The organism is Micromonospora sp. B006, from assembly GCF_003408515.1.
GTDB classification, from domain to species: domain Bacteria; phylum Actinomycetota; class Actinomycetes; order Mycobacteriales; family Micromonosporaceae; genus Micromonospora; species Micromonospora echinospora_A.
Map to the genome: position 1 here is coordinate 903,004 of NZ_CP030865.1, position 19,632 is coordinate 922,635.

Consider the following 19,632-nt stretch of genomic DNA (forward strand, 5'->3'; position numbering starts at 1 on the left):
TTGCGGATCCCCGCTTCCGGGAACAGAAGGGACATCGAGCCCGGACGACCCACCTGGAGAGGTTGACGTGAAGATACGACGCTTCAGCGCCACCGCGTTCGCCGCGGCGCTTCTTATTCCCGGCCTGGCGGCCTGCAACGGCGACGGGACGACCGCCGGCGCCTCCGCGACCCCGAGCGCCTCCGGCAGCGTCGCACCGAGCGCCACGGCGTCCAGCAGCGCGGCCAAGCAGGCCCTGCTCGACTCCACGAACGCGATCCGCGAGGGCAATTTCAAGTTCACCATGACCGGCGCGGGCTCCACCGCCGAAGGGCAGGTGCACGAGCCGAGCCAGAGCGCCGACATGCGGATGACCATCGGCGACCCGTCGTCGGACCTGATGATGAAGCTGGACCTGATCCACGCCAAGCCGGACAGCTGGGTCAAGCTGGAGCTCGGCGGCACGGCGGCCGCGCAGATCCCCGGCGTGAAGAACCTCAACACCGGCAAGTACCACCACCTCGACCAGAACCGGATCAAGGGCAACCGGTCGCTGGGCTTCGACTTCGAGAAGCTCGACCCGGCCGGCAGCGCCGTGCTCACCCAGGGCATCACCGAGGTACGGCAGACCGGCGAGGGCGCGTACGAGGGCACCGTCGACGTGTCCAAGGCCGCCGACGCGGGCTCGCTCGACCCGGCCGTGATCACCGCGCTCGGCGCGCAGGCCCAGTCGGTGCCGTTCACCGCCAAGGTCGACACGCAGGGCCGGCTCAGCGAGATGGTGCTCAAGATCCCGGCGGCCGGGCAGAACGCCGCGCAGGACCTGAAGATCACCTACACCGACTACGGCAACGCGGCGGCGGCCCAGAAGCCCCCGGCCGACCAGGTCGTCGAGGCGCCCGCCGAGCTGTACAACCTGTTCAACTGACGTCTGCGGTGGGGTTCGGCGATCGCGCCGGACCCCACCGTCATTCCTCGGCGCGCTGCCGGGCGGCGTCGATACGGGCGCGCGCGCCGTCCAGCCAGCGCTGGCACACCCCGGCGAGCTGCTCGCCGCGCTCCCAGAGGGCGAGCGACTCCTCCAGCGAGGTGCCGCCGGCCTCCAGCCGCTCCACCACCGAGGCCAGCTCGGCGCGGGCCTGCTCGTAGCTGAGCTGCTCTTCCTTTGTCGTCCCGGTCATCGTCTCTCTTCCCTCAGCCGTCGACGGTGGCGGTCAGCTCGCCCTCGGCGAGGCGTACCCGCAGTGGATCGCCCTTGGCGACCTCGGACGCCGCGCGGACGACGTGGCCGTCGGCCCGCTGCACGATCGCGTAGCCGCGCTCCAGCGTGGCCGCCGGGGACAGCGCGCGCAGCCGGGCCAGCGTGTGCCGCAGGTCGTCGGTGGCGCCCCGCAGCCGGTGCTCCAGGGACCGGCCGGCGCGGTCGCGCAGCGCGGACACGTCCACGGCCCGCTGCTCGACCATCACCTGCGGGCGGGCCAGCACCGGGCGGGAGCGCAGCAGGTCGATCCGGTGCTGCTCCCGGTCGACCAGGTGACGAACTGCGCGTTCCAGCCGGGACCGGGCCTGACCGATCAGGCGGACCTCCTCGGTCAGGTCCGGCACGATGCGCTTGGCCGCGTCGGTGGGGGTGGAGGCGCGCACGTCGGCCACGTAGTCGAGCAGTGGCGCGTCGGTCTCGTGGCCGATCGCGCTGACCACCGGCGTGCGGCAGGCGAAGACCGCCCGGCACAGCGTCTCGTCGGAGAAGGGCAGCAGATCCTCGATGCCACCGCCGCCCCGGGCGATGACGATCACGTCGACCGCCGGATCGGCGTCGAGCACCTTGAGCGCGCCGACGATGTCCGGCACCGCGCTCGGCCCCTGCACCGCCACGTTGATCGTGCGGAAGTCGACGGCGGGCCAGCGGCGGCGGGTGTTCGTCAGCACGTCCCGCTCGGCCGCCGAGGCGCGGCCGGTGATCAGGCCGACCCGGCCCGGCAGGAACGGCAGCCGCCGCTTGCGGGCCCGGTCGAACAGGCCCTCGGCGGCGAGCAGCTTCTTGAGCTTCTCCAGCCGGGCCAGCAGCTCACCGAGGCCGACCTGGCGGATCTCGTCGGCGCGCAGGCTGAGCGTGCCCCGCGCGGCGTAGAACTCGGGCTTGGCGTGCAGCACCACCCGGGCGCCCTCGCGCAGCTCCGGCGCGCCCGCGTCCAGCACGTCGCGGTTCGTGGCGACGGTGAGGCTGAGATCGGCCGACGGGTCGCGCAGCGTGAGGAAGACGGTGCTCGCGCCGGGGCGGCGGCTGATCTGCGCCACCTGGCCGTCGACCCACACCCAGCCCAGGCGGGCGATCCAGGCGCCGACCTTCTGGCTGACCACCCGGACCGGCCACGGCTCCTCGGGCGTGCTCCGGCCGTCCGGCCTGCTCTGCCCCTCCGGCCTGCTCTGCCCGTCCTCTCCCGCGCTCACCAGCCCACCCTACGGCCCGGGCCCGACAGCGCCCGCGCGCGCCTCGCGGCCGCTGCCGCGCGGGGGAGCGGCACGTACGATGGGCGGGTGACTGACGCTGAGACGACTCCCCGGACCGGCAAGCGCGTGCTCCTGGCCAACCCCCGCGGCTACTGCGCGGGCGTCGACCGGGCGGTGCAGACCGTCGAGGAGGCGCTGAAGCTCTACGGCGCGCCGATCTACGTGCGCAAGCAGATCGTGCACAACAAGCACGTGGTGCGCACGCTGGAGGCCCAGGGCGCGATCTTCGTGGAGGAGAACGAGGAGGTGCCGGAGGGCGCCACAGTCATCTTCTCCGCCCACGGCGTCGCCCCCGAGGTGTACGAGCAGGCCAAGGAGCGCTCGCTGCGGGCGATCGACGCCACCTGCCCGCTGGTCACGAAGGTGCACCACGAGGCCCGGCGGTTCGCCGCGCAGGACTACGACATCCTGCTCATCGGGCACGAAGGGCACGAAGAGGTCATCGGCACCGCCGGTGAGGCGCCCGCCCACATCCAGCTCGTCGACGGCCCGGACGGCGTCGACAAGGTCACCGTGCGCGACCCGGAGAAGGTGGTCTGGCTGTCCCAGACCACGCTGTCGGTGGACGAGACGCTGGAGACCGTGGCCCGGCTCAAGAAGCGGCTGCCGCTGCTCCAGTCGCCGCCCAGCGACGACATCTGCTACGCCACCTCCAACCGTCAGCACGTGGTCAAGGAGATCGCCCCCGAGTGCGACGTGGTGATCGTGGTCGGCTCGCGCAACTCCTCGAACTCGGTCCGGCTGGTCGAGGTGGCGCTGGACGCCGGCGCCCGCGCCGGACACCTTGTCGACTTCGCCCACGAGATCGACGACGCCTGGCTGGCCGGCGCGAACACGGTGGGCGTGACCTCCGGCGCGAGCGTCCCGGACGAGCTGGTCCAGCAGGTGCTCGCGCGCCTGGCCGAGCGCGGCTTCGGCGACGTCGAGGAGATCACCACGGCGGACGAGCGGCTGACGTTCTCGCTGCCGCAGGAACTCAAGCGCGACATGAAGGCCGCCGCCGCGGCGCGCGGCTGACCGGGAACGGAACGGCCGTCCGCCGCGTCCAATCGACCATGAAGACTCCTCGCACGGTGCTCGTCGCACTGCTCGCCGGCCTCGCGCTGACCGCCTGCGCCGCACCCGGCGACGGGTCCGCCGATCCCAGCCCGAGCCCGAGTACGACGGGAGCCGCCCCGGTGACCAGCCAGCCCGATCCCGGCACCAGCCCGAGCCGGCCGGATCCCTCCTGGAAGGGCGGCCCGTCGACGCCTCCGGGTGTCGGCGGCACGGTCCTCAGCGGCACCGTGCAGGCCGGGGTCGAGCCGAACTGCCTGCTGCTCGACGGCCACCTGCTGGTCGGTGGCCCGCGCGACGTGCTCAAGGCCGGCGCCCGGGTCGAGGTCACCGGCCGCCCCGAGCCGGGCATGATGACCACCTGCCAGCAGGGCACCCCGTTCGTGGTCGAGTCCGCCCGCCCCGCCTGACGACACGAAAGAGCCCCGCCCCCTGCGAGAGGGGACGGGGCTCCGTCGTGTCAGCGGCTCAGTTGACCGCGAGGACCTCCACCGAACCACGGCCGACGACCGCGCCCTCGGTGGTGGTCACGGCCATGTCGCCGTACAGCTCCCGGCCGGCGGCCGGGGTGGACAGGGCGGTCACCGAACCCGTGAGGGTGGCGGTGGCACCGTTGGCCAGCGACACCGGCGTGGACGGCGCGGAGAGCGAGCCCAGTGCCGGGGAGGCGAACGAGTCCCGGTAGTCGTACGCGGTGCTCGGGTCACTCATCGAGTAACCATCGACCACGACCCGGTAGGTGCCGGGCGTCGGGTTGGTCAGCGTGACCGCCTCCTCCGAGTCACCGTCGGCCGACTGGCCCACCCGGGTCGTGCCCAGGAAGACCGTCAGGTCCAGGTCGGCGCTCAGGTCGGACGGGTTGCCGATCCGCGCGGTGAACGAGGTGGCGCCCGCCGGCACCTCCACCAGGTACTCCTGGCTCGCGCCCTGGGTGATGCTGGGCCGCTCGGCCCGGACGCTCGCCAGCGGCCCGCCGACGCCGGTCACCTGGACCGGACCGAACGCGTTGGTCAGCTTCCAGCTCACCGGAGCCGGGGTGCCGGCGGTGACCGACGGGAGCTGCACCACAGCCGGCTCCACCTTCACGCCCTGCACGCGGGCCTGCAGCCGGAACGGGTTGTCCAGCGCCGGCGAGGTGCGGCGCGCCTCCACCTCGATCTCCCACACACCCGGGATCGGGTTCTGGTAGTCCCGCTCCTGCGGCTTGCAGACCGCGGCGTCGGAGAAGTTGGTGTAGCAGGCGGTGCTGGCGGTGCTCTCGACCGGCACGCCGTACGGGTTGATGGCGATGAAGCGGGTCTGCGAGCCGGTCGCGATGCCGGACAGGTTGACCTGCAGCGCGCCCGCACCCGGCGGGACGGTCACGAAGTACGACCGGAAGTTGTTCCGCTCGACCGAGCCCTCGGCCGAGAAGGAGTACGCCGGAGCGGACACCGGGTTCGAGGCGACCACGACGGTGGCGACCTCGAAGTCGACCACGTCGGTGGCCGGGTCGTCGACGGTCATGATGGCGCCGTGGGCGCCGGCCGTCATCGGCTTGGCCTTCACCTTGACCGTGACCGTCGTGTTCAGCGGCAGCCAGACCACCTTGGGGGCGGAGTAGGTGCCGTCGTTGCCGAGGAACGCGACCTCGTGCTTGATGCCCTTGTTCGGGCCGCTGGTCCGGGTCAGCTTGACCTCGTAGTGGCGGCTCTCCTTGACCTTCTGGCCACCACGGTCGGCGGCGCAGCGGTTGTAGAGGCCGGTGCCGACGTTCGGGTTCGGCACGAACGTGCCGGAGGCCCGGTCGTAGCGGGTCAGGTTCGGCGACAGCTCGGTGCAGACCGGCGCCTCGGAGGTGTACGTGCGGGTCGGCACGCCCTTGGCGAGCAGGCTCCACGCGCCCGGCACGTTGAACATGCCGTAGCCCTGCGCGTACGTCGGCACGCCGGCGATCGGCTGGGCCGAGGTGTAGACGGCCCGGCGCAACGCGGCCGGGGTGACGCCCTTGCCGGTCGCCTTCGCGGCCGACAGCAGCAGCGCGGCGGCGCCGGTGGCCTGCGGGGCGGCCATCGAGGTGCCGTTCAGCATCTGATAGCCCGGGGGCAGCGGGTAGCCCGCCTCCGGCACCGGGTTGCCCGGCTGCCAGGTCGGCGCGGTGGAGATGGCCGAGCCCGGAGCGGCGATGTTCGGCTTGAAGCCGCCGTCCTCACGCGGGCCGCGCGACGAGAAGTTGAACAGCGCGTTGTCCTTGCGGACCACCGAGCCGTAGTTGGCCAGCCAGGTGTCCTTGCTGACGCTCGCCGCGACGCTGACCACGTCGGTGGCCACCGACGGGTCGCCGACGGTGTTCAGGCCCGGGCCGGAGTTGCCGGCCGAGATGAACAGCTGCACGCCGTAGGTGTTGATCAGGTCGTTGTAGAGGACCGCGCGGGCGTTCGAGCCGTCGTTGAGCGCGGGCAGGCCGCCGATCGACATGTTCACCACGTCGACCTTGCGGTTGATGACCAGGTCGGCCATGCCGGTGGTGAGCGCGGCGGCGGTGCAGCCGCCACCCCACGAGCAGGCGCGGGCGGAGACCAGCTTGGCGCCCGGGGCGGCGCCGTCGAAGGCGCTGTTGCCCAGCATGTCGTTGGCGGCGGTGATGCCGGCGACGTGGGTGCCGTGGGTGCTCTCGATGATGCCGATGTTGACGTAGTCGACCAGGCCGGGGCCGCCGACCGGCGCGGTGTCGACGTTGCGCCGGTACTCGACGACGAACGGGATCTGCTCGCGTACCGCGGTGGCCGGGTTGTCCGTGCCGAAGTGACCGACCTGGAACCGCTCCTTGTACGGCCGCATCACCTCGTCGTCGGTGAAGTCGTTGTTCTGGTTCGCGTCGACGCGGACGTCACCGTTGGCCGGGTTGTAGAGCACGCCCCAGAAGTCGGTGGTGTCGCCGTCGCGGTTGAGGTCGCCGCGCGCGTCGCTGTTCGCGGTGATGTTCTCGCGGAACACGTTGAACCGGTAGTTGCCGGCCGGCGCGGTCCAGGTGCCCAGCGAGGTGGTGAACGACGGGCCGCTGACCTCGGTCAGCATCGGCCGCCAGGAGGCGTCCTCCAGCGGGTCGGTGGCGGTGACCCAGTCGACGATCTTGCGCTCGCCGGTGGTGGTCGTCTGGAGCGCCGGCTGGTCCAGGTCCACACCGGAGTCCATGATGCCGATGGTGACGCCGCGGCCGTCCCACTGCGGGTTAGCGGCCTTGAAGGCCTCCGCGCCGGTCTCGTTCGTCGGCATGTACGGGTTCACCGCGCCGGTGTCACCGCCCGGGCCGGCCAGCGTCTGGGCCTGCGAGGCGGTCTTCGCGCCCTTCGGCGCCGCCTCGGGCGCCGGGTCGGGGAGCTTGATGGTCTCGTCCAGGTCGACCGCGGCGACGCCGGGCAGCGTGGCAGCCTTGAGCGCCTTGTCGGTGGGGACCTTCGCCAGCACGTACCCGATCTGGTCGTAGCGCTGGCTGACGGTGGCGCCCAGGCCGGCCAGGCCGTCGACGACCTTCTTGGCCGAGCCCTTCTTCGCCGCGATGATCATCGTGACGGTCGGAGCGTTCTTCGCCTCGGCCTCGTCGAGCAACTTGGCGTCGTGTGCGCCCAGTGCCTTCGCGGCGGTCGGCTGCGAGGGTTGCGGGGCGGCGGGGGCGGCGCTCGCGGTGCCGGCGCCACCTCCGACGGTCAGGGCACCGGCCGCGAGGACCGAGGCCAGGAGCGCGGCGGACGGACGCCGGCTGCGCGTGCGGGGTTTACTCAACGTTCTCTTCCTCCAGAGAACAGGGCCCTCGAGGGGCAGGGCACGTGTGACGGTGATCCTGCGTGTCAGGACGACACGTGTCACTACCCGGCCTGGGTTTGTGATCAGTCCGTGACGCAGATCGGTCTACGTCATCACGTGCGACGTGTTAGGCGTCGACGTCCGTCGACCTCTCGGCCGATGTGGACGGCGCGCCCAGCAGCTCCGGCGCCTGCGGCTGCCTCGGCGCCAGCTCGACCTGCGCCGGTGCGGCCAGCTCGTCGCCGGAGACGCCCAGCTCGGCCAGCTTGCGCGCGCTCACCAGCACCCGCGCCTCCAGCGAACCCACCGCCCGGTTGTACGCCGTCACCGCTCCGCTCAGCGAGCTGCCCAGCTTGCCGACGTGATCGCCCAGCGTGGACAGCCGCCCGTACAGCTCACGGGCCAGCGAGTGGACGGCGGCCGCATTGTGCGCCAGCGCCTCCTGCCGCCACGAGTAGGCCACAGTGCGCAGCAGCGCCACCAGCGTCGCCGGGGTGGCCAGCACCACGTTGCGGGCGAACGCGTGCTCCAGCAGCGTCGGGTCGCGTTGCAGGGCCACGTCCAGGAACGGGTCGGCCGGCACGAACAGCACCACGAACTCCGGCGTCTGGTCGAACGCCGACCAGTAGGACTTGGCGGCCAGGCCGTCCACGTGCGCGCGCAGGTGCCGGGCGTGCGCGTCGAGGTGGGTGTCGCGCCCGCGCTCGTCGCGCGACTCCATCGCGGTCAGGTACGCGTCGAACGGCGCCTTGGCGTCCACCACCACCGTGCGGCCGCCGTGCAGCCGTACCACCAGGTCGGGGCGTACCCCCTGGTGGTCGGTCGCGGCGGTGACCTGCTCGCTGAAGTCGCAGTGCTCCAGCATGCCGGCGGCCTCGACGATGCGGCGGAGCTGGTGCTCGCCCCAGCGGCCGCGCACCTGCGGCGCGCGCAGCGCGGCGACCAGCTGCTTGGTCTCGGTGCGCAGCTCACCCGAGACGGCGCTCATGGACCGCACCTGCTCGCGTAGCTCGGCGTACGCGTCGACCCGGTCCCGCTCCAGCTCGGCGACCCGCTGCTCGTAGCGGCGCAGCGTGTCGTGCAGCGGCGCCACCGCGCGGGCCACCGCCTCCTGGGACTGCGCTGTCGCCTCGTAGCTCAGCGCCCGCATGGACTGCTCCAGCCGGCCCTCGCCGGCCTGAGTGGCGGCAAGCGTCGCCTCCAGGCGGGCGATGTCCGCCGCCGAGCGCGCCCGGGCGGCCAGCCAGCCCACCGCCCCGCCCGCGGCGAGGCAGAGCAGCACCACGGCCAGCGTCGCAAAGCTCATGGCCAAGAGCTTGCCAAACGGGTACGACGAGCGCCCGGTGGGTACGTTCGAGTCATGGAGTTCGCGTTGTGGCTGTTCCTGATCGTGCTGCTCGGAGGTGCACTCGTGTTCTGGCGACGGGGGAGCAGATCCCGCCGGTCGAACGAGCTGGCCGACGCCCGCGCCGAGGCGCAGCGGTGGTACGAGCGGCTCGGCGGCCAGCTGATGAACCTGCACGGCGACGCCCCGGCGGTCCGGCAGGCGCTCGCCGACGCCGGTGAGCGGTACAACGCGGCCGGTTCGCAGCTGGAGCAGGCGGGCACGCCGCGCCAGTTCGCGCTGGCCCGGGAGACCGCGCTGGAGGGGCTGGCGTACATCCGGGCGGCCCGGACCGCGATGGGCATCGACCCGGGCCCGGAGCTGCCGCCGCTCGCCGCCGCCCAGGGCGCCGGCGCGCTCACCAAGGAGCGCCAGGTCGACGTGCAGGGGCAGACGTTCCGGGCCGGCCCGCAGCCGGGGAACGCGACGCCCTACTACTACCCGGGTGGCCGGTTCCAGGGGCGGCCGGTGCCGGCCGGCTGGTACTCCACGCCGTGGTGGAAGACCGCGCTCGGCGCGGGCGTCGGTGTGGTCGGCGGTCTGCTGATCGCCGACGCGCTGTTCTCGCCCGCGTTCGCCGACCCCGGTTACGGCTACGACGCCGGTTACCAGGAGGGCTTCGGCGACGGCCAGGACTTCGGCGACCAGGGCGACATGGGCGGTGGCGACATGGGCGGCGGTGGCGACTACGCCGGAGGCGACTTCGGCGGTGGCGGGGACTTCGGCGGCGGGGACTTCGGTGGCTTCGGTGGTGGCGACTTCGGCGGAGACTTCTAGCTGGCGCCGCGCGTCGGACGCCGCGCCGGATGCCGCGCGCCGGACGCCGCGCGCCCGACGCCGCGCATCGGACGCGCCGCTCGCGGCGCGCTCGGCGCACGCGTTAAGAAGGGCCCCCTCTTATGCACGAGGCGTTAAGAGGGGGCCCTTCCTTACACCTCAGCCGGTGTTGCGCATGCCGGCGGCGATGCCGTTGACGGTGGTCAGCAGCGCGCGCTCCAGCGCCGTACCGTCGTTCGGGGCACGCCGCCCACCCGGCGCGGTCACCACCGCCCGCCCGGCGGCGCCTGATTCGCGGTACTGCCGCAGCAACGCCACCTGGAGGTGGTGCAGCGGCTCCAGGTAGGTGTCCCGTACGGCGAGCGTGCGCTGGAGCACCGGCGAGTTCTCCAGCAGCGCCGGTGACGCGGTGACCGCCAGCACCTCCTGCTTGGTCAGCTCGTACTCCTGCTCGATCTTGTCGAAGATCGGGTGCAGCTTCTTCGGCACCAGCGTCTCCACGTAGCGCCGGGCGATGTCCAGGTCGGTCTTGGTCAGCATCATCTCGACGTTCGACAGGAACGTGCGGAAGAAGTGCCAGTTCCGGTTCATCTCGGCGAGCACGTCGGCCAGCCCGGCCGACCGCGCGGCGGCCAGCCCGGAGCCCACGCCGAACCAGCCCGGCACGATCTGCCGGGTCTGCGTCCAGCCGAACACCCACGGGATGGCCCGCAGGCCGGACAGGCCGGCGCCGGTGTTCGGGCGCTTCGCCGGCCGGGACCCGATGTTCAGCGCGCCGAGCAGCTCGGTCGGCGTGGAGGCCCAGAAGTACGCGGGCAGGTCCGGGTCCTCGACCAGCGACCGGTACGACCGGAACGCCGACTCCGAGACCACGTCCATCGCCGCGTCCCAGCGCTCCAGCATCTCGGCCGGCTGCCGGGGCGCGGTGTGCAGCAGCGTGGCCTGGAGCACCGCGGCCACCGTCAGTTCCAGGTTCTCCCGGGCCAGCGCCGGCAGCGTGTACTTGTCGGAGATGACCTCGCCCTGCTCGGTCACCTTGATCGCACCGTCGAGCGTGCCGTACGGCTGGGCCAGGATCGCGTCGTGGGTGGGGCCGCCGCCCCGGCCGACGGTGCCACCCCGGCCGTGGAACAACCGCAGGTGTACGCCGTGCCGCGCGGCCACGTCCCGCAGCGCGCGCTGCGCCCGGTGGATGGACCACTGGCTGGTGGTGATACCCGCCTCCTTGTTGGAGTCGGAGTAGCCGAGCATCACCTCCTGCACGTCGCCCCGGGCCGCGACGAGCGCCCGGTACGCGGGCAGCGACAGCAGCTCGTCCAGCAGCTCACCGCCGGCGTTCAGCTCGGCCGGGGTCTCCAGCAGCGGCACGATGCCGATGCGGGCGCGCCCGGAGTGCACGTCCACCAGGCCGGCCTCGCGGGCCAGCACCACTGCGGCGAGCACGTCGTCCACGCCGAGCGTCATCGAGATGATGTACGACTCGATGACCTCGGGGCCGAACCGGTCCTGCGCCTCGCGGATGGCCGCGAACACGTCGAACGTCTTGCGTGCCGACTCGGTGAGCGGGCTGTCCTGGGTGGAGAGGGGCCGGCGGCCGGTCAGCTCGTCGGCGAGCAGCTTGGTGCGCTCCAGCCGGGACAGCGCCGGGTAGTCGGACACCTCGCCGACGGCCTCGTAGAGCTGGGCCAGCACCTCGTGGTGCTTCTCCGCGTGCTCCCGGATGTCCATGGTGGCCAGGTGCAGGCCGAACGCGGACACCGTACGGATGGCCGAGGCGAGCCGCCCGACGGCGGTGAGCTGGCCGGAGTTGCGGGCCAGTGACGCGCGCAGCAGCTCCAGGTCGGCGATCAGCTCGGTCGAGCCCCGGTAGTCGCGCCCCGGCACGTGCGGAGTGCCGGCGCGCAGCCGCTCGCGGGTGTTGGCGAGCTTCGCCTTCACGCACCGCGCCTTGAGCCGGTACGGCTCCTCCGCGTTGACCCGGCGGAACCGGGGCGCGACCTCGGGCAGCGCGTCCAGGTCCTTGGCCAGGCTGGCGGACAGGTCGAGCGACACCGCGCGCAGCCGCCGGGAGACGCTGACCTCGGTGATCAGCTCGTCCATCGCCTTCTCGGTGGCGGCGATGCCGTGCTCGTGCTGGATGCGCAGCACCTCGCGGGTGACCACCGGCGTGACGAACGGGTTGCCATCGCGGTCGCCGCCGATCCAGGTGCCGAAAGTCAGCGGGCGGGACGTCGGGGACGTCTCCACCCCGAGCGTGCGCAGCGTGTCGGCTAGGTCGTCGAGGACCTGGGGCGCGGCCTCGGCGTACAGGTCCCGCAGGTAGTAGATGGCGTTGCGCGCCTCGTCGGTCGGGTCCGGCCGGTCCAGCCGCAGCTCGTCGGTCTGCCACATGAGGTCGAGCAGTTCGGCGAGGCGGCGGTTGGCCGGGCCCTCGTCGCTGGCGCCGTAGAGGATCGCGTTGGCGGTCTCGGTGTCCAGCTCGTCGGCCACCGCGCGCAGCTTGGACAGGATGGACCGGCGGGCCGCCTCGGTCGGGTGGGCGGTGAAGACCGGGCGTACTGCCAGGCGGCGGGCCGCGGCGGCGATCTCCTCGGCCGGTACGCCCCGCTCGGCGATCATCTTGGCGGCCTGGTCCAGCCAGCCGCCATGGGTGGCGCGGCGGCGGCGCAGGTCCCGGGCGCGGTGCACCTGCTCGGTGATGTTCGCCAGGTGGAAGTAGGTGGAGAAGGCGCGAGCGAGCTTCGTGCCGGTGGTGACGTCGAGCCCGGCGAGGCGCTGGGCGGCGGCCGGCGCGTCGGAGCGGACCTGGGCCCGGATCTCCTCGACCAGGTCGAGCAGCGGCCGGCCCTCCTGACGGGCCAGGGTCTGCCCGAGCAGCGTGCCGAGGCGGCGGATGTCGGCCCGGAGAGCGGCGTCGGGGCCGTCGTGGTCGTGCTGGTCGGTCACGGTTGCGCTCCTTACGCGAGGACGAAGGACAGCGCTGTCCGACTCCCCTGGATCGTATCCGCGTACCCCCGGGGGACAGGAGGGGGACCGCGTGATGATCTGCACTCTGGGACGGCCCGCCGGTCAGCCCCGGTCGACGGCGTGCCGACCCGGCTCCGGGCGTGGCCGGGCGTGGAACATGGTCGCGGTGAGCAGCCCGGCCAGGCCGGCGACCACCCAGATCAGCAGGCCGGTCAGCGCCCAGCCGCCGCCGCGCCAGTCGAAGTAGATGGCCGATTTGAACAGGTCGGTGGCGAGGCCGGGCACGTTCCAGCGGTGCATGCCGCGCAGGAACGGGGGCAGGAACTCGGGCGCGTAGATGCCGCCGGAGCCGGGGTTGCCGAGCACGACGAGCAGCAGGATCACGATGCCGGTGCCGAGCAGCCCGAGCCAGCCCTGCACGGCGGCGGCGACCATGCCGGCCGCGAACGCGGCGAGCGCGCCGACCGCCGCCACCGTCGCCACGTGACCGGCGAACACGCCGAGCACCGGTCCGACCAGGATTGCCCCGATGACGCCGAGCAGGATCGCGTGCACCGCGAGCGTGGCGATCCGCAGCCCGGCCCGGCGCAGGCTGCGAGGGCTGGTGCCGAGCGAGATGCCGAGCGCCGTGGACGCCAGGTAGCCGCCGAGCACCACGCCGACGGCCAGGTAGAACGGGACCAGGCCGCGCGGGTCGTCGGCGGAGACCGGCACGTCGTCGGTGACCTCCAGCGGCACCTCGGCCTGCCGGGCCGCCTCGGTGAACACGTCGGTGACGAGTTCGGTGGCGGCGGGCGCTCCGGCGCTGGCGGTGGCGAGCGTCAGGCCACCGTCGGGGGCGGAGCTGAGCACCGCGTACACAGACCTGTCGTTGAGCCCGTCGGAGGCGGCGCCGCGGCTGTCGTACCCGACGGGTTTGATCGTGTCGGTGCGGGCGCGGACGGCGGACATCACGGCCTGGGCCTGCTGGTCGCCGGTGACGACGGCGACCGGCACGTCGCGCGGGTCCGGCTTGTGCAGCGCGCCGACGTAGGCGGCGATGAACGCGCTCGCCAGCGCCAGAGTGCCGAGGATCAGCGCCGCGGTGCGCGGCAGCCAGTCCCGGGTACGCAGTTCCGGCTCGTCCTCCACGCGCTCAGCCTATTGCGGGCATATGCCCGGCTCGTGGAGTTTCGTCGGGCGAAAACCGGTGGCCCGGGCCGGTAGCGTCGGACCATGCAGGCACCCGTCTATCCCCCCAAACCGAAGCCGGGCGACCGGGTCGCGGTCGTCTCACCCTCCGCCGGCCTGCCGGGTCTCTTCCCCCACGTGTACGAGCTGGGGCTGCGCCGGCTCCGCGACGAGCTGGGGCTGGAACCGGTGGAGTACCCGACCACCCGCGTCATGGGCGCCGACCCGCGCGACCGGGCACGCGACCTGATGGCCGCGTTCACCGACCCGACGATCACCGCAGTGCTGGCCACCGTCGGCGGGGACGACCTGATCACTGTCACCCCGTACCTGAACGACGAGGAGCTGTGGGCCAACCCGAAGCCCTACTTCGGCTACTCGGACAACACCAACGTGCTCAACCACCTCTACCGGATGGACACCGTCAGCTACCACGGCGGGTCGGTGCTGGTGCACCTCGGGCGCTCCGGCAAGCCGCACCCGCTCACGCTCGACTCGCTGCGCGCCGCGCTGTTCACCTCCGGCTGGTACGAGCTGACCCCCGCCTCCGAGTGGGGCGACGAGCCGTGCGACTGGCGCGACCCGGCCACGCTCGCCGAGGAGCCGCCGATGTACCCGTCCGAGGGCTGGCGCTGGCACGGCCCGGCCCGCGTGGTGCAGGGCCGCACGTGGGGCGGCAACCTGGAGATCGTGCACTGGCTGGCCGCCGCCGACCGGGTGCCGCCGGCCGCCGACCTGGCCGGTTCGGTGCTCCTGCTGGAGACCTCGGAGGAGATGCCCCCGGCCCAGGAGGTCTTCCGGATGGTGCGGAACCTGGGCGAGCGGGGCCTGCTCGCCGGCTTCCCGGCGATCGTGGTGGGCCGCCCCAAGGCGTGGGACTTCGACCGGCCGCACTCCGTCGCGGCGCGGCTGGCCTGGGCCGCCGACCAGCGGGCGGCGATCCTGTCGGCGCTCGCCCCCTACAACGACGACCCGGTGGTGGTCTTCGACGTCGACCTGGGCCACACCGACCCGCAGGTGATCATCCCGTACGGCGGCGAGATCCGCGTGGACGCGGTAGACCGCCGCATCGCCGTCCGCTACTGAGCCCGCCGCCCGGCACCCGCCGCCCGCCTGCTCGGTGGAACGGCATGGGTGTCTACGTCGCCGTTTGACACCCATGCCGTTCCACTCACGCCTCGAAGTGGCGGTCAGTGGAACGCTATGGGTGTCTCAGCGCCCTTTTGACACCCATGGCGTTCCACCCGGCGCTTGGCGGCGCTTGGCGGCGTGGGTCAGGCGGCCACGACGGCGAACGCGCGGACCGGGAACGTGCCCATGCCGGCCACCCGCGGCGGCGCCGCGGTGAACCGGAAACCGGTCGGCGGCAGCGCGTCCAGGCCGGTCAGGTGCTCCACGATCGGCACCCCGGCGGCCAGCAGACCGGTGTGCGCCGGGCGCTGGCCTCCTGCCGCCGGAGTCATGTCGTCGATGTTGATCGAGTCGATGCCGACAAGCGCCGCGCCCGCCTCGGCCAGCCACTGCGCGCCGTCACCGGTCAGGTAGGGCGCGTCCGGTCCGGCGTACCCGTCGGTGCCGAAGTGCGCGTCCCAGCCGGTGTGCAGCAGCACCGCGCACCCGGCCACGTCGTACGGGGCGAGCAGCAGCTTGTCCACCGCCCGGGTACCGGCCGGCACCCGTACCACCAGGCCGGGCAGGTCGGCGAGGCGGTCCAGCGGCACCCCGGTCAGGTCCGGCCCGTCGGCGAAGCGGTGCGACGGCGTGTCCACGTACGTGCCGGTGTTGGCGATCATGTCGATCCGCCCGACCTGGAACTCGACGCCCGGCGCGTACCGCTCCCGGGACGCCTCCCGGGTCAGCCACTCGCTGATCGCCGGGCCGGGCCAGCCGGGCAGCGTGACCATGCCGTCGGTGACCACGTGGCTCAACTCGACCAGCCGCCGACCGCCGCCGGTGGCCGGTGCGGTCACCCCGCGTCCGCCCTTGTGCGGCTCCTCGACGACGGTCCGGTTGGTGATCCGTACCTCGCCGACCATGAGCAGCCCGAGGTGCCGGACCAGCAGCGCGGCCACCTCGGCCTCGGTGACGTCCGGGTGCGGCACGTCCAGCCGGAACCCGTCAGTGCGCAGGCCACCACCGTTTGCGAACTCCACCTCGGCGTCGAAGACCGCCCGATACTCGACCATCCGCCCACCGCACCACGCGCCCTGGCGGAGCGTCAAGATCCGCAAGCTGGGCGGGCCCGGATTGTCGGGAGAGGGGGATAGGCTCGGACGGTGCACCCCCCGTCCGGCTGGACGCGGGGTCGTCGTCGTGTGTCGATCCGCTGGAAGTGATCACTGATGCTCACCGGACTCTTCTCCGCCGCCCTGGCCGACCCGGGGCTGGCCCGGGCGCGTGACCTGGCGCGCTCCGGTGCCGCCCAGGTCGACGGGCTCGACCTGACCGCCCCCGCCGCGCTGCGCCCGTTCGCGGTGGCCGCGGTCGCCGCCGACGAGCCGGCCGGCGGCGCGGGCCGCCCGGTGCTCGCGGTCACCGCCACCACCCGGGAGGCCGACGACCTGGCCTCCGCGCTGGGCAGCCTGCTGCCGCCGGAGCAGGTGGCGGTCTTCCCGTCCTGGGAGACGCTGCCGCACGAGCGGCTCTCGCCCCGCTCCGACACCGTCGGGCGTCGGCTGGCCGTGCTGCGCCGGCTGGCCCACCCGGACGCGGCCGACGCGCACGGCCGCACCGGGCCGCTGCGGGTCGTCGTCGCGCCGGTCCGCTCGCTGCTCCAGCCGCAGCTCAAGGGCCTCGGGGACCTGGAACCGGTGCAGCTCGCCGCCGGTGACGAGGCCGACCTCGAAGAGGTCGCCCGCCGGCTCACCGACATGGCGTACGCCCGGGTCGACCTGGTCACCAAGCGCGGCGAGTTCGCGGTACGCGGCGGCATCCTGGACGTCTTCCCGCCCACCGACGAGCACCCGTCCCGGGTCGAGTTCTGGGGCGACGAGGTGGAGGAGATCCGCACGTTCGCGGTCGCCGACCAGCGCACCATCGAGGGCGTGGCGCAGATGTGGGCGCCGCCGTGCCGCGAGCTGCTGCTGACTCCGGCGGTTCGGGAACGGGCCGCCGCGCTCGCCGCCGAGCACCCCGAGCTGGCCGAGATCCTGGACAAGCTCGCCGAGGGCATCCCGGTCGAAGGGATGGAGTCGCTGGCCCCCGCGCTGATCGGCGCCGACGCGCTGGAACTGCTCGTCGACTGCATGCCGGCCGGCACCCACGTACTCCTCTGCGACCCCGAGCGCATCCGCACCCGCGCGCACGACCTGGTCCGTACCTCGGAGGAGTTCCTCCAGGCCAGCTGGGCCGCGGCCGCCGTCGGCGGCCAGGCCCCGGTCGACCTCGGCGCCGCCGCCTTCAAGACCCTGGCCGAGGTACGCACGGCGGCCCGCGCCCTGCGCCAGCCCTGGTGGACGCTCGCCCCGTTCGGCCTGGTCGAGTCGGACGCGGCGCCGGCCCGGCAGCCCTGGGAGGACGCGCCGGCCGAGGTCGACGTCACCCCCGACGACGCCATCGCGGTGAGCCTGGCCGCCCAGCCGGCCCCGCTCTACCACGGCGAGACCGCCCGGGTGGTCGACGACCTCAAGCGCTGGGCCGGCGAGGGCTGGTCGATCGCGCTGGTCTTCGAGGGGCACGGTCCCGCCCAGCGGGCCGTCGAGGTGTTGCGCGACGCCGGTCTCGGCGCCCGGCTCACCGAGGAGGTGCCCACCGCGCCCGCGCCCGGCGAGCTGCTCGTGTCGTGCGGCTGCCTGACCGCCGGCTTCGTCGACGAGGCGTCGAAGTTCGTGCTCCTGACCGGCAACGACGTCACCGGTGGCCGGGGCACCTCCACCCGCGACATGCGCAAGATGCCCAGCCGGCGGCGCAACACCATCGATCCGCTGGAGCTGAAGGCCGGCGACTTCGTGGTGCACGAGCAGCACGGCATCGGCCGGTATGTCGAGCTGGTGCAGCGCACCGTGAACGGCGCCAGCCGCGAATACCTGGTCATCGAGTACGCGCCGAGCAAGCGCGGCCAGCCCGGCGACCGCCTCTTCGTCCCCACCGACCAGCTCGACCAGCTTTCCCGCTACGTCGGCGGCGAGCAGCCCACGCTGCACAAGATGGGCGGCTCGGACTGGCAGAAGTCCAAGGCGCGGGCGCGCAAGGCGGTACGCGAGATCGCCGCGCAGCTCATCCAGCTCTACGCCGCGCGCAAGGCGTCCAAGGGGCACAACTTCGCACCCGACACCCCGTGGCAGCGGGAGCTGGAGGACGCGTTCCCCTGGCAGGAGACGCCCGACCAGCTCGCCGCCATCGAGGAGGTCAAGCGGGACATGGAGCAGACCGTCCCGATGGACCGGCTGATCTGTGGCGACGTCGGCTACGGCAAGACCGAGATCGCGGTACGGGCGGCGTTCAAGGCGGTGCAGGACGGCAAGCAGGTGGCGGTGCTGGTGCCCACCACGCTGCTCGTGCAGCAGCACTACAACACGTTCGCCGAGCGGATGAGCCAGTTCCCCGTGTCGATCCGGCAGCTGTCCCGGTTCCAGACGCCGAAGGAGACCGAGCAGACGCTGGAGATGGCCGCCGCCGGCACCGTCGACATCGTCATCGGCACCCACCGGCTGCTCCAGGCGTCCACCCGGTTCAAGTCCCTCGGGCTGGTCATCATCGACGAGGAGCAGCGGTTCGGCGTCGAGCACAAGGAGCACCTGAAGACGCTCCGTGCCTCGGTCGACGTGCTCGCCATGTCGGCCACCCCGATCCCGCGCACGCTGGAGATGGCGATCACCGGCATCCGGGAGATGTCCACCATCGCCACCCCGCCGGAGGAGCGGCACCCGGTGCTCACGTTCGTCGGCGCGTACGACGACCGGCAGGTGGCCGCCTCCATCCACCGCGAGCTGCTGCGCGACGGCCAGGTCTTCTACCTGCACAACCGGGTCGAGTCGATCGAGAAGACGGCCCGCAAGCTGCGGGAGCTGGTGCCCGAGGCCCGGGTCGCGGTGGCGCACGGCCAGATGGGCGAGGAAGCGCTGGAGAAGGTGATGGTCGGCTTCTGGGAGAAGGAGTTCGACGTCCTGGTCTGCACCACGATCGTCGAGTCCGGCATCGACATCCCGAACGCCAACACGCTCATCGTCGAGCGGGCCGACCTGCTCGGCCTGGCCCAGCTGCACCAGATCCGCGGCCGGGTCGGCCGGGGCCGGGAGCGGGCGTACGCGTACTTCCTCTACCCGCGGGAGAAGCCGCTCACCGAGAACGCGCACGAGCGGCTCGCCACGATCGCCCAGCACACCGAACTCGGCGCGGGCATGTACGTGGCGATGAAGGACCTGGAGATCCGCGGCGCCGGCAACCTGCTCGGCGGCGAGCAGTCCGGCCACATCGAGGGCGTCGGCTTCGACCTGTACGTCCGGATGGTCGGCGAGGCCGTCTCCGCCTTCAAGGGCGAGAGCACGGAGGAGGAGACCGAGGTCAAGGTCGACCTGCCGATCGACGCGCACCTGCCGCACGACTACATCGGGGTGGAGCGGCTGCGCCTGGAGATGTACCGCAAGCTCGCCGAGGCCCGCGACGCCGAGCGGCTGCGCGAGGTGGTCGCCGAAATGACCGACCGGTACGGCGAGCCGCCCGCCCCGGTGCAGAACCTGGTCGCGGTGGCGCAGTTCCGGCTGCTGGCCCGCCGGTACGGGCTGACCGACGTGTCGATGCAGGGCAAACACATCCGGTTCGGCCCGCTGCCGCTGCCCGACTCGAAGCAGATGCGGCTCAAGCGCTACCACCCGGACTCGGTCTACAAGCAGGCGCTCGATCAGGTCAGCGTGCCCCGGCCCAGCACCCGGCGGATCGGTGGCGAGCCGCTTCGCGACCAGGCGCTGCTGGAGTGGTGCGGGCAGCTCCTCGCGGATGTGCTCGGCAAGCCCGAGGAGCTGGCCGGTTCTGCCAGCCCCGCAGTGGCGAGCGGAAGGTGACCCGGC

Annotated in this window: 13 protein-coding genes; 6 read left to right on the forward strand and 7 right to left on the reverse strand. The window is 72.8% G+C overall.

Annotation, left to right across the window (positions count from 1 at the left end; genetic code table 11):
- Positions 1–67 precede the first annotated feature (67 nt).
- Positions 68–907: a hypothetical protein gene (locus MicB006_RS04510; protein WP_116504025.1), complete on the forward strand. Its 840-nt coding sequence runs from the start codon at positions 68–70 to the stop codon at positions 905–907.
- A 40-nt stretch (positions 908–947) separates the two neighbouring features.
- Here the strand turns inward: MicB006_RS04510 and MicB006_RS04515 are convergent, their stop codons facing one another.
- Positions 948–1,160 (reverse strand): exodeoxyribonuclease VII small subunit, encoded by a 213-nt coding sequence (locus tag MicB006_RS04515; RefSeq protein ID WP_116504027.1) that lies wholly within the window; start codon positions 1,158–1,160, stop codon positions 948–950.
- 13 nt (positions 1,161–1,173) lie between these two features.
- Complete coding sequence (gene xseA / locus MicB006_RS04520) at positions 1,174–2,430, reverse strand: exodeoxyribonuclease VII large subunit (RefSeq protein WP_116504028.1); 1,257 nt, start codon at positions 2,428–2,430, stop codon at positions 1,174–1,176.
- 87 nt (positions 2,431–2,517) lie between these two features.
- Between xseA and MicB006_RS04525 the strand changes: the two genes are divergently transcribed.
- Positions 2,518–3,507, forward strand: coding sequence for a 4-hydroxy-3-methylbut-2-enyl diphosphate reductase (locus tag MicB006_RS04525; RefSeq protein WP_116504029.1), 990 nt, complete (start codon positions 2,518–2,520; stop codon positions 3,505–3,507).
- Positions 3,508–3,545: 38 nt separating this feature from the next.
- The gene (locus MicB006_RS04530) at positions 3,546–3,956 is read left to right on the forward strand and encodes a hypothetical protein (RefSeq protein ID WP_116504031.1); all 411 of its coding nucleotides are present in this window, start codon (positions 3,546–3,548) and stop codon (positions 3,954–3,956) included.
- 58 nt (positions 3,957–4,014) lie between these two features.
- Here MicB006_RS04530 and MicB006_RS04535 read toward each other — a convergent pair whose 3' ends face one another.
- Positions 4,015–7,308 carry a S8 family serine peptidase gene (locus tag MicB006_RS04535; protein ID WP_116504032.1) on the reverse strand — a complete coding sequence of 1,098 codons (3,294 nt, stop codon included), beginning with the start codon at positions 7,306–7,308 and terminating at the stop codon, positions 4,015–4,017.
- Positions 7,309–7,456: 148 nt separating this feature from the next.
- Positions 7,457–8,635, reverse strand: coding sequence for a DNA recombination protein RmuC (locus MicB006_RS04540; RefSeq protein ID WP_073824995.1), 1,179 nt, complete (start codon positions 8,633–8,635; stop codon positions 7,457–7,459).
- A gap of 54 nt (positions 8,636–8,689) precedes the next feature.
- Here MicB006_RS04540 and MicB006_RS04545 point away from each other — a divergent pair, with 54 nt between their 5' ends.
- Complete coding sequence (locus tag MicB006_RS04545) at positions 8,690–9,490, forward strand: hypothetical protein (RefSeq protein WP_116504033.1); 801 nt, start codon at positions 8,690–8,692, stop codon at positions 9,488–9,490.
- 159 nt (positions 9,491–9,649) lie between these two features.
- On the opposite strand, the gene ppc is transcribed toward MicB006_RS04545, so the two are convergent.
- Positions 9,650–12,436: a phosphoenolpyruvate carboxylase gene (ppc, locus tag MicB006_RS04550; protein ID WP_116504035.1), complete on the reverse strand. Its 2,787-nt coding sequence runs from the start codon at positions 12,434–12,436 to the stop codon at positions 9,650–9,652.
- A gap of 123 nt (positions 12,437–12,559) precedes the next feature.
- Positions 12,560–13,588 (reverse strand): hypothetical protein, encoded by a 1,029-nt coding sequence (locus MicB006_RS04555; protein WP_116504037.1) that lies wholly within the window; start codon positions 13,586–13,588, stop codon positions 12,560–12,562.
- 84 nt (positions 13,589–13,672) lie between these two features.
- On the opposite strand from MicB006_RS04555, the gene MicB006_RS04560 reads away from it, so the two are divergent.
- On the forward strand, positions 13,673–14,713 hold the full coding sequence (locus MicB006_RS04560; RefSeq protein ID WP_116504039.1) for a S66 peptidase family protein: 1,041 nt from the start codon (positions 13,673–13,675) through the stop codon (positions 14,711–14,713).
- Between the two features lie 188 nt (positions 14,714–14,901).
- Here the strand turns inward: MicB006_RS04560 and MicB006_RS04565 are convergent, their stop codons facing one another.
- Positions 14,902–15,813 (reverse strand): cyclase family protein, encoded by a 912-nt coding sequence (locus MicB006_RS04565; RefSeq protein ID WP_116504041.1) that lies wholly within the window; start codon positions 15,811–15,813, stop codon positions 14,902–14,904.
- Between the two features lie 156 nt (positions 15,814–15,969).
- Between MicB006_RS04565 and mfd the strand changes: the two genes are divergently transcribed.
- Complete coding sequence (mfd, locus tag MicB006_RS04570) at positions 15,970–19,626, forward strand: transcription-repair coupling factor (protein ID WP_116504043.1); 3,657 nt, start codon at positions 15,970–15,972, stop codon at positions 19,624–19,626.
- Positions 19,627–19,632 lie beyond the last annotated feature (6 nt).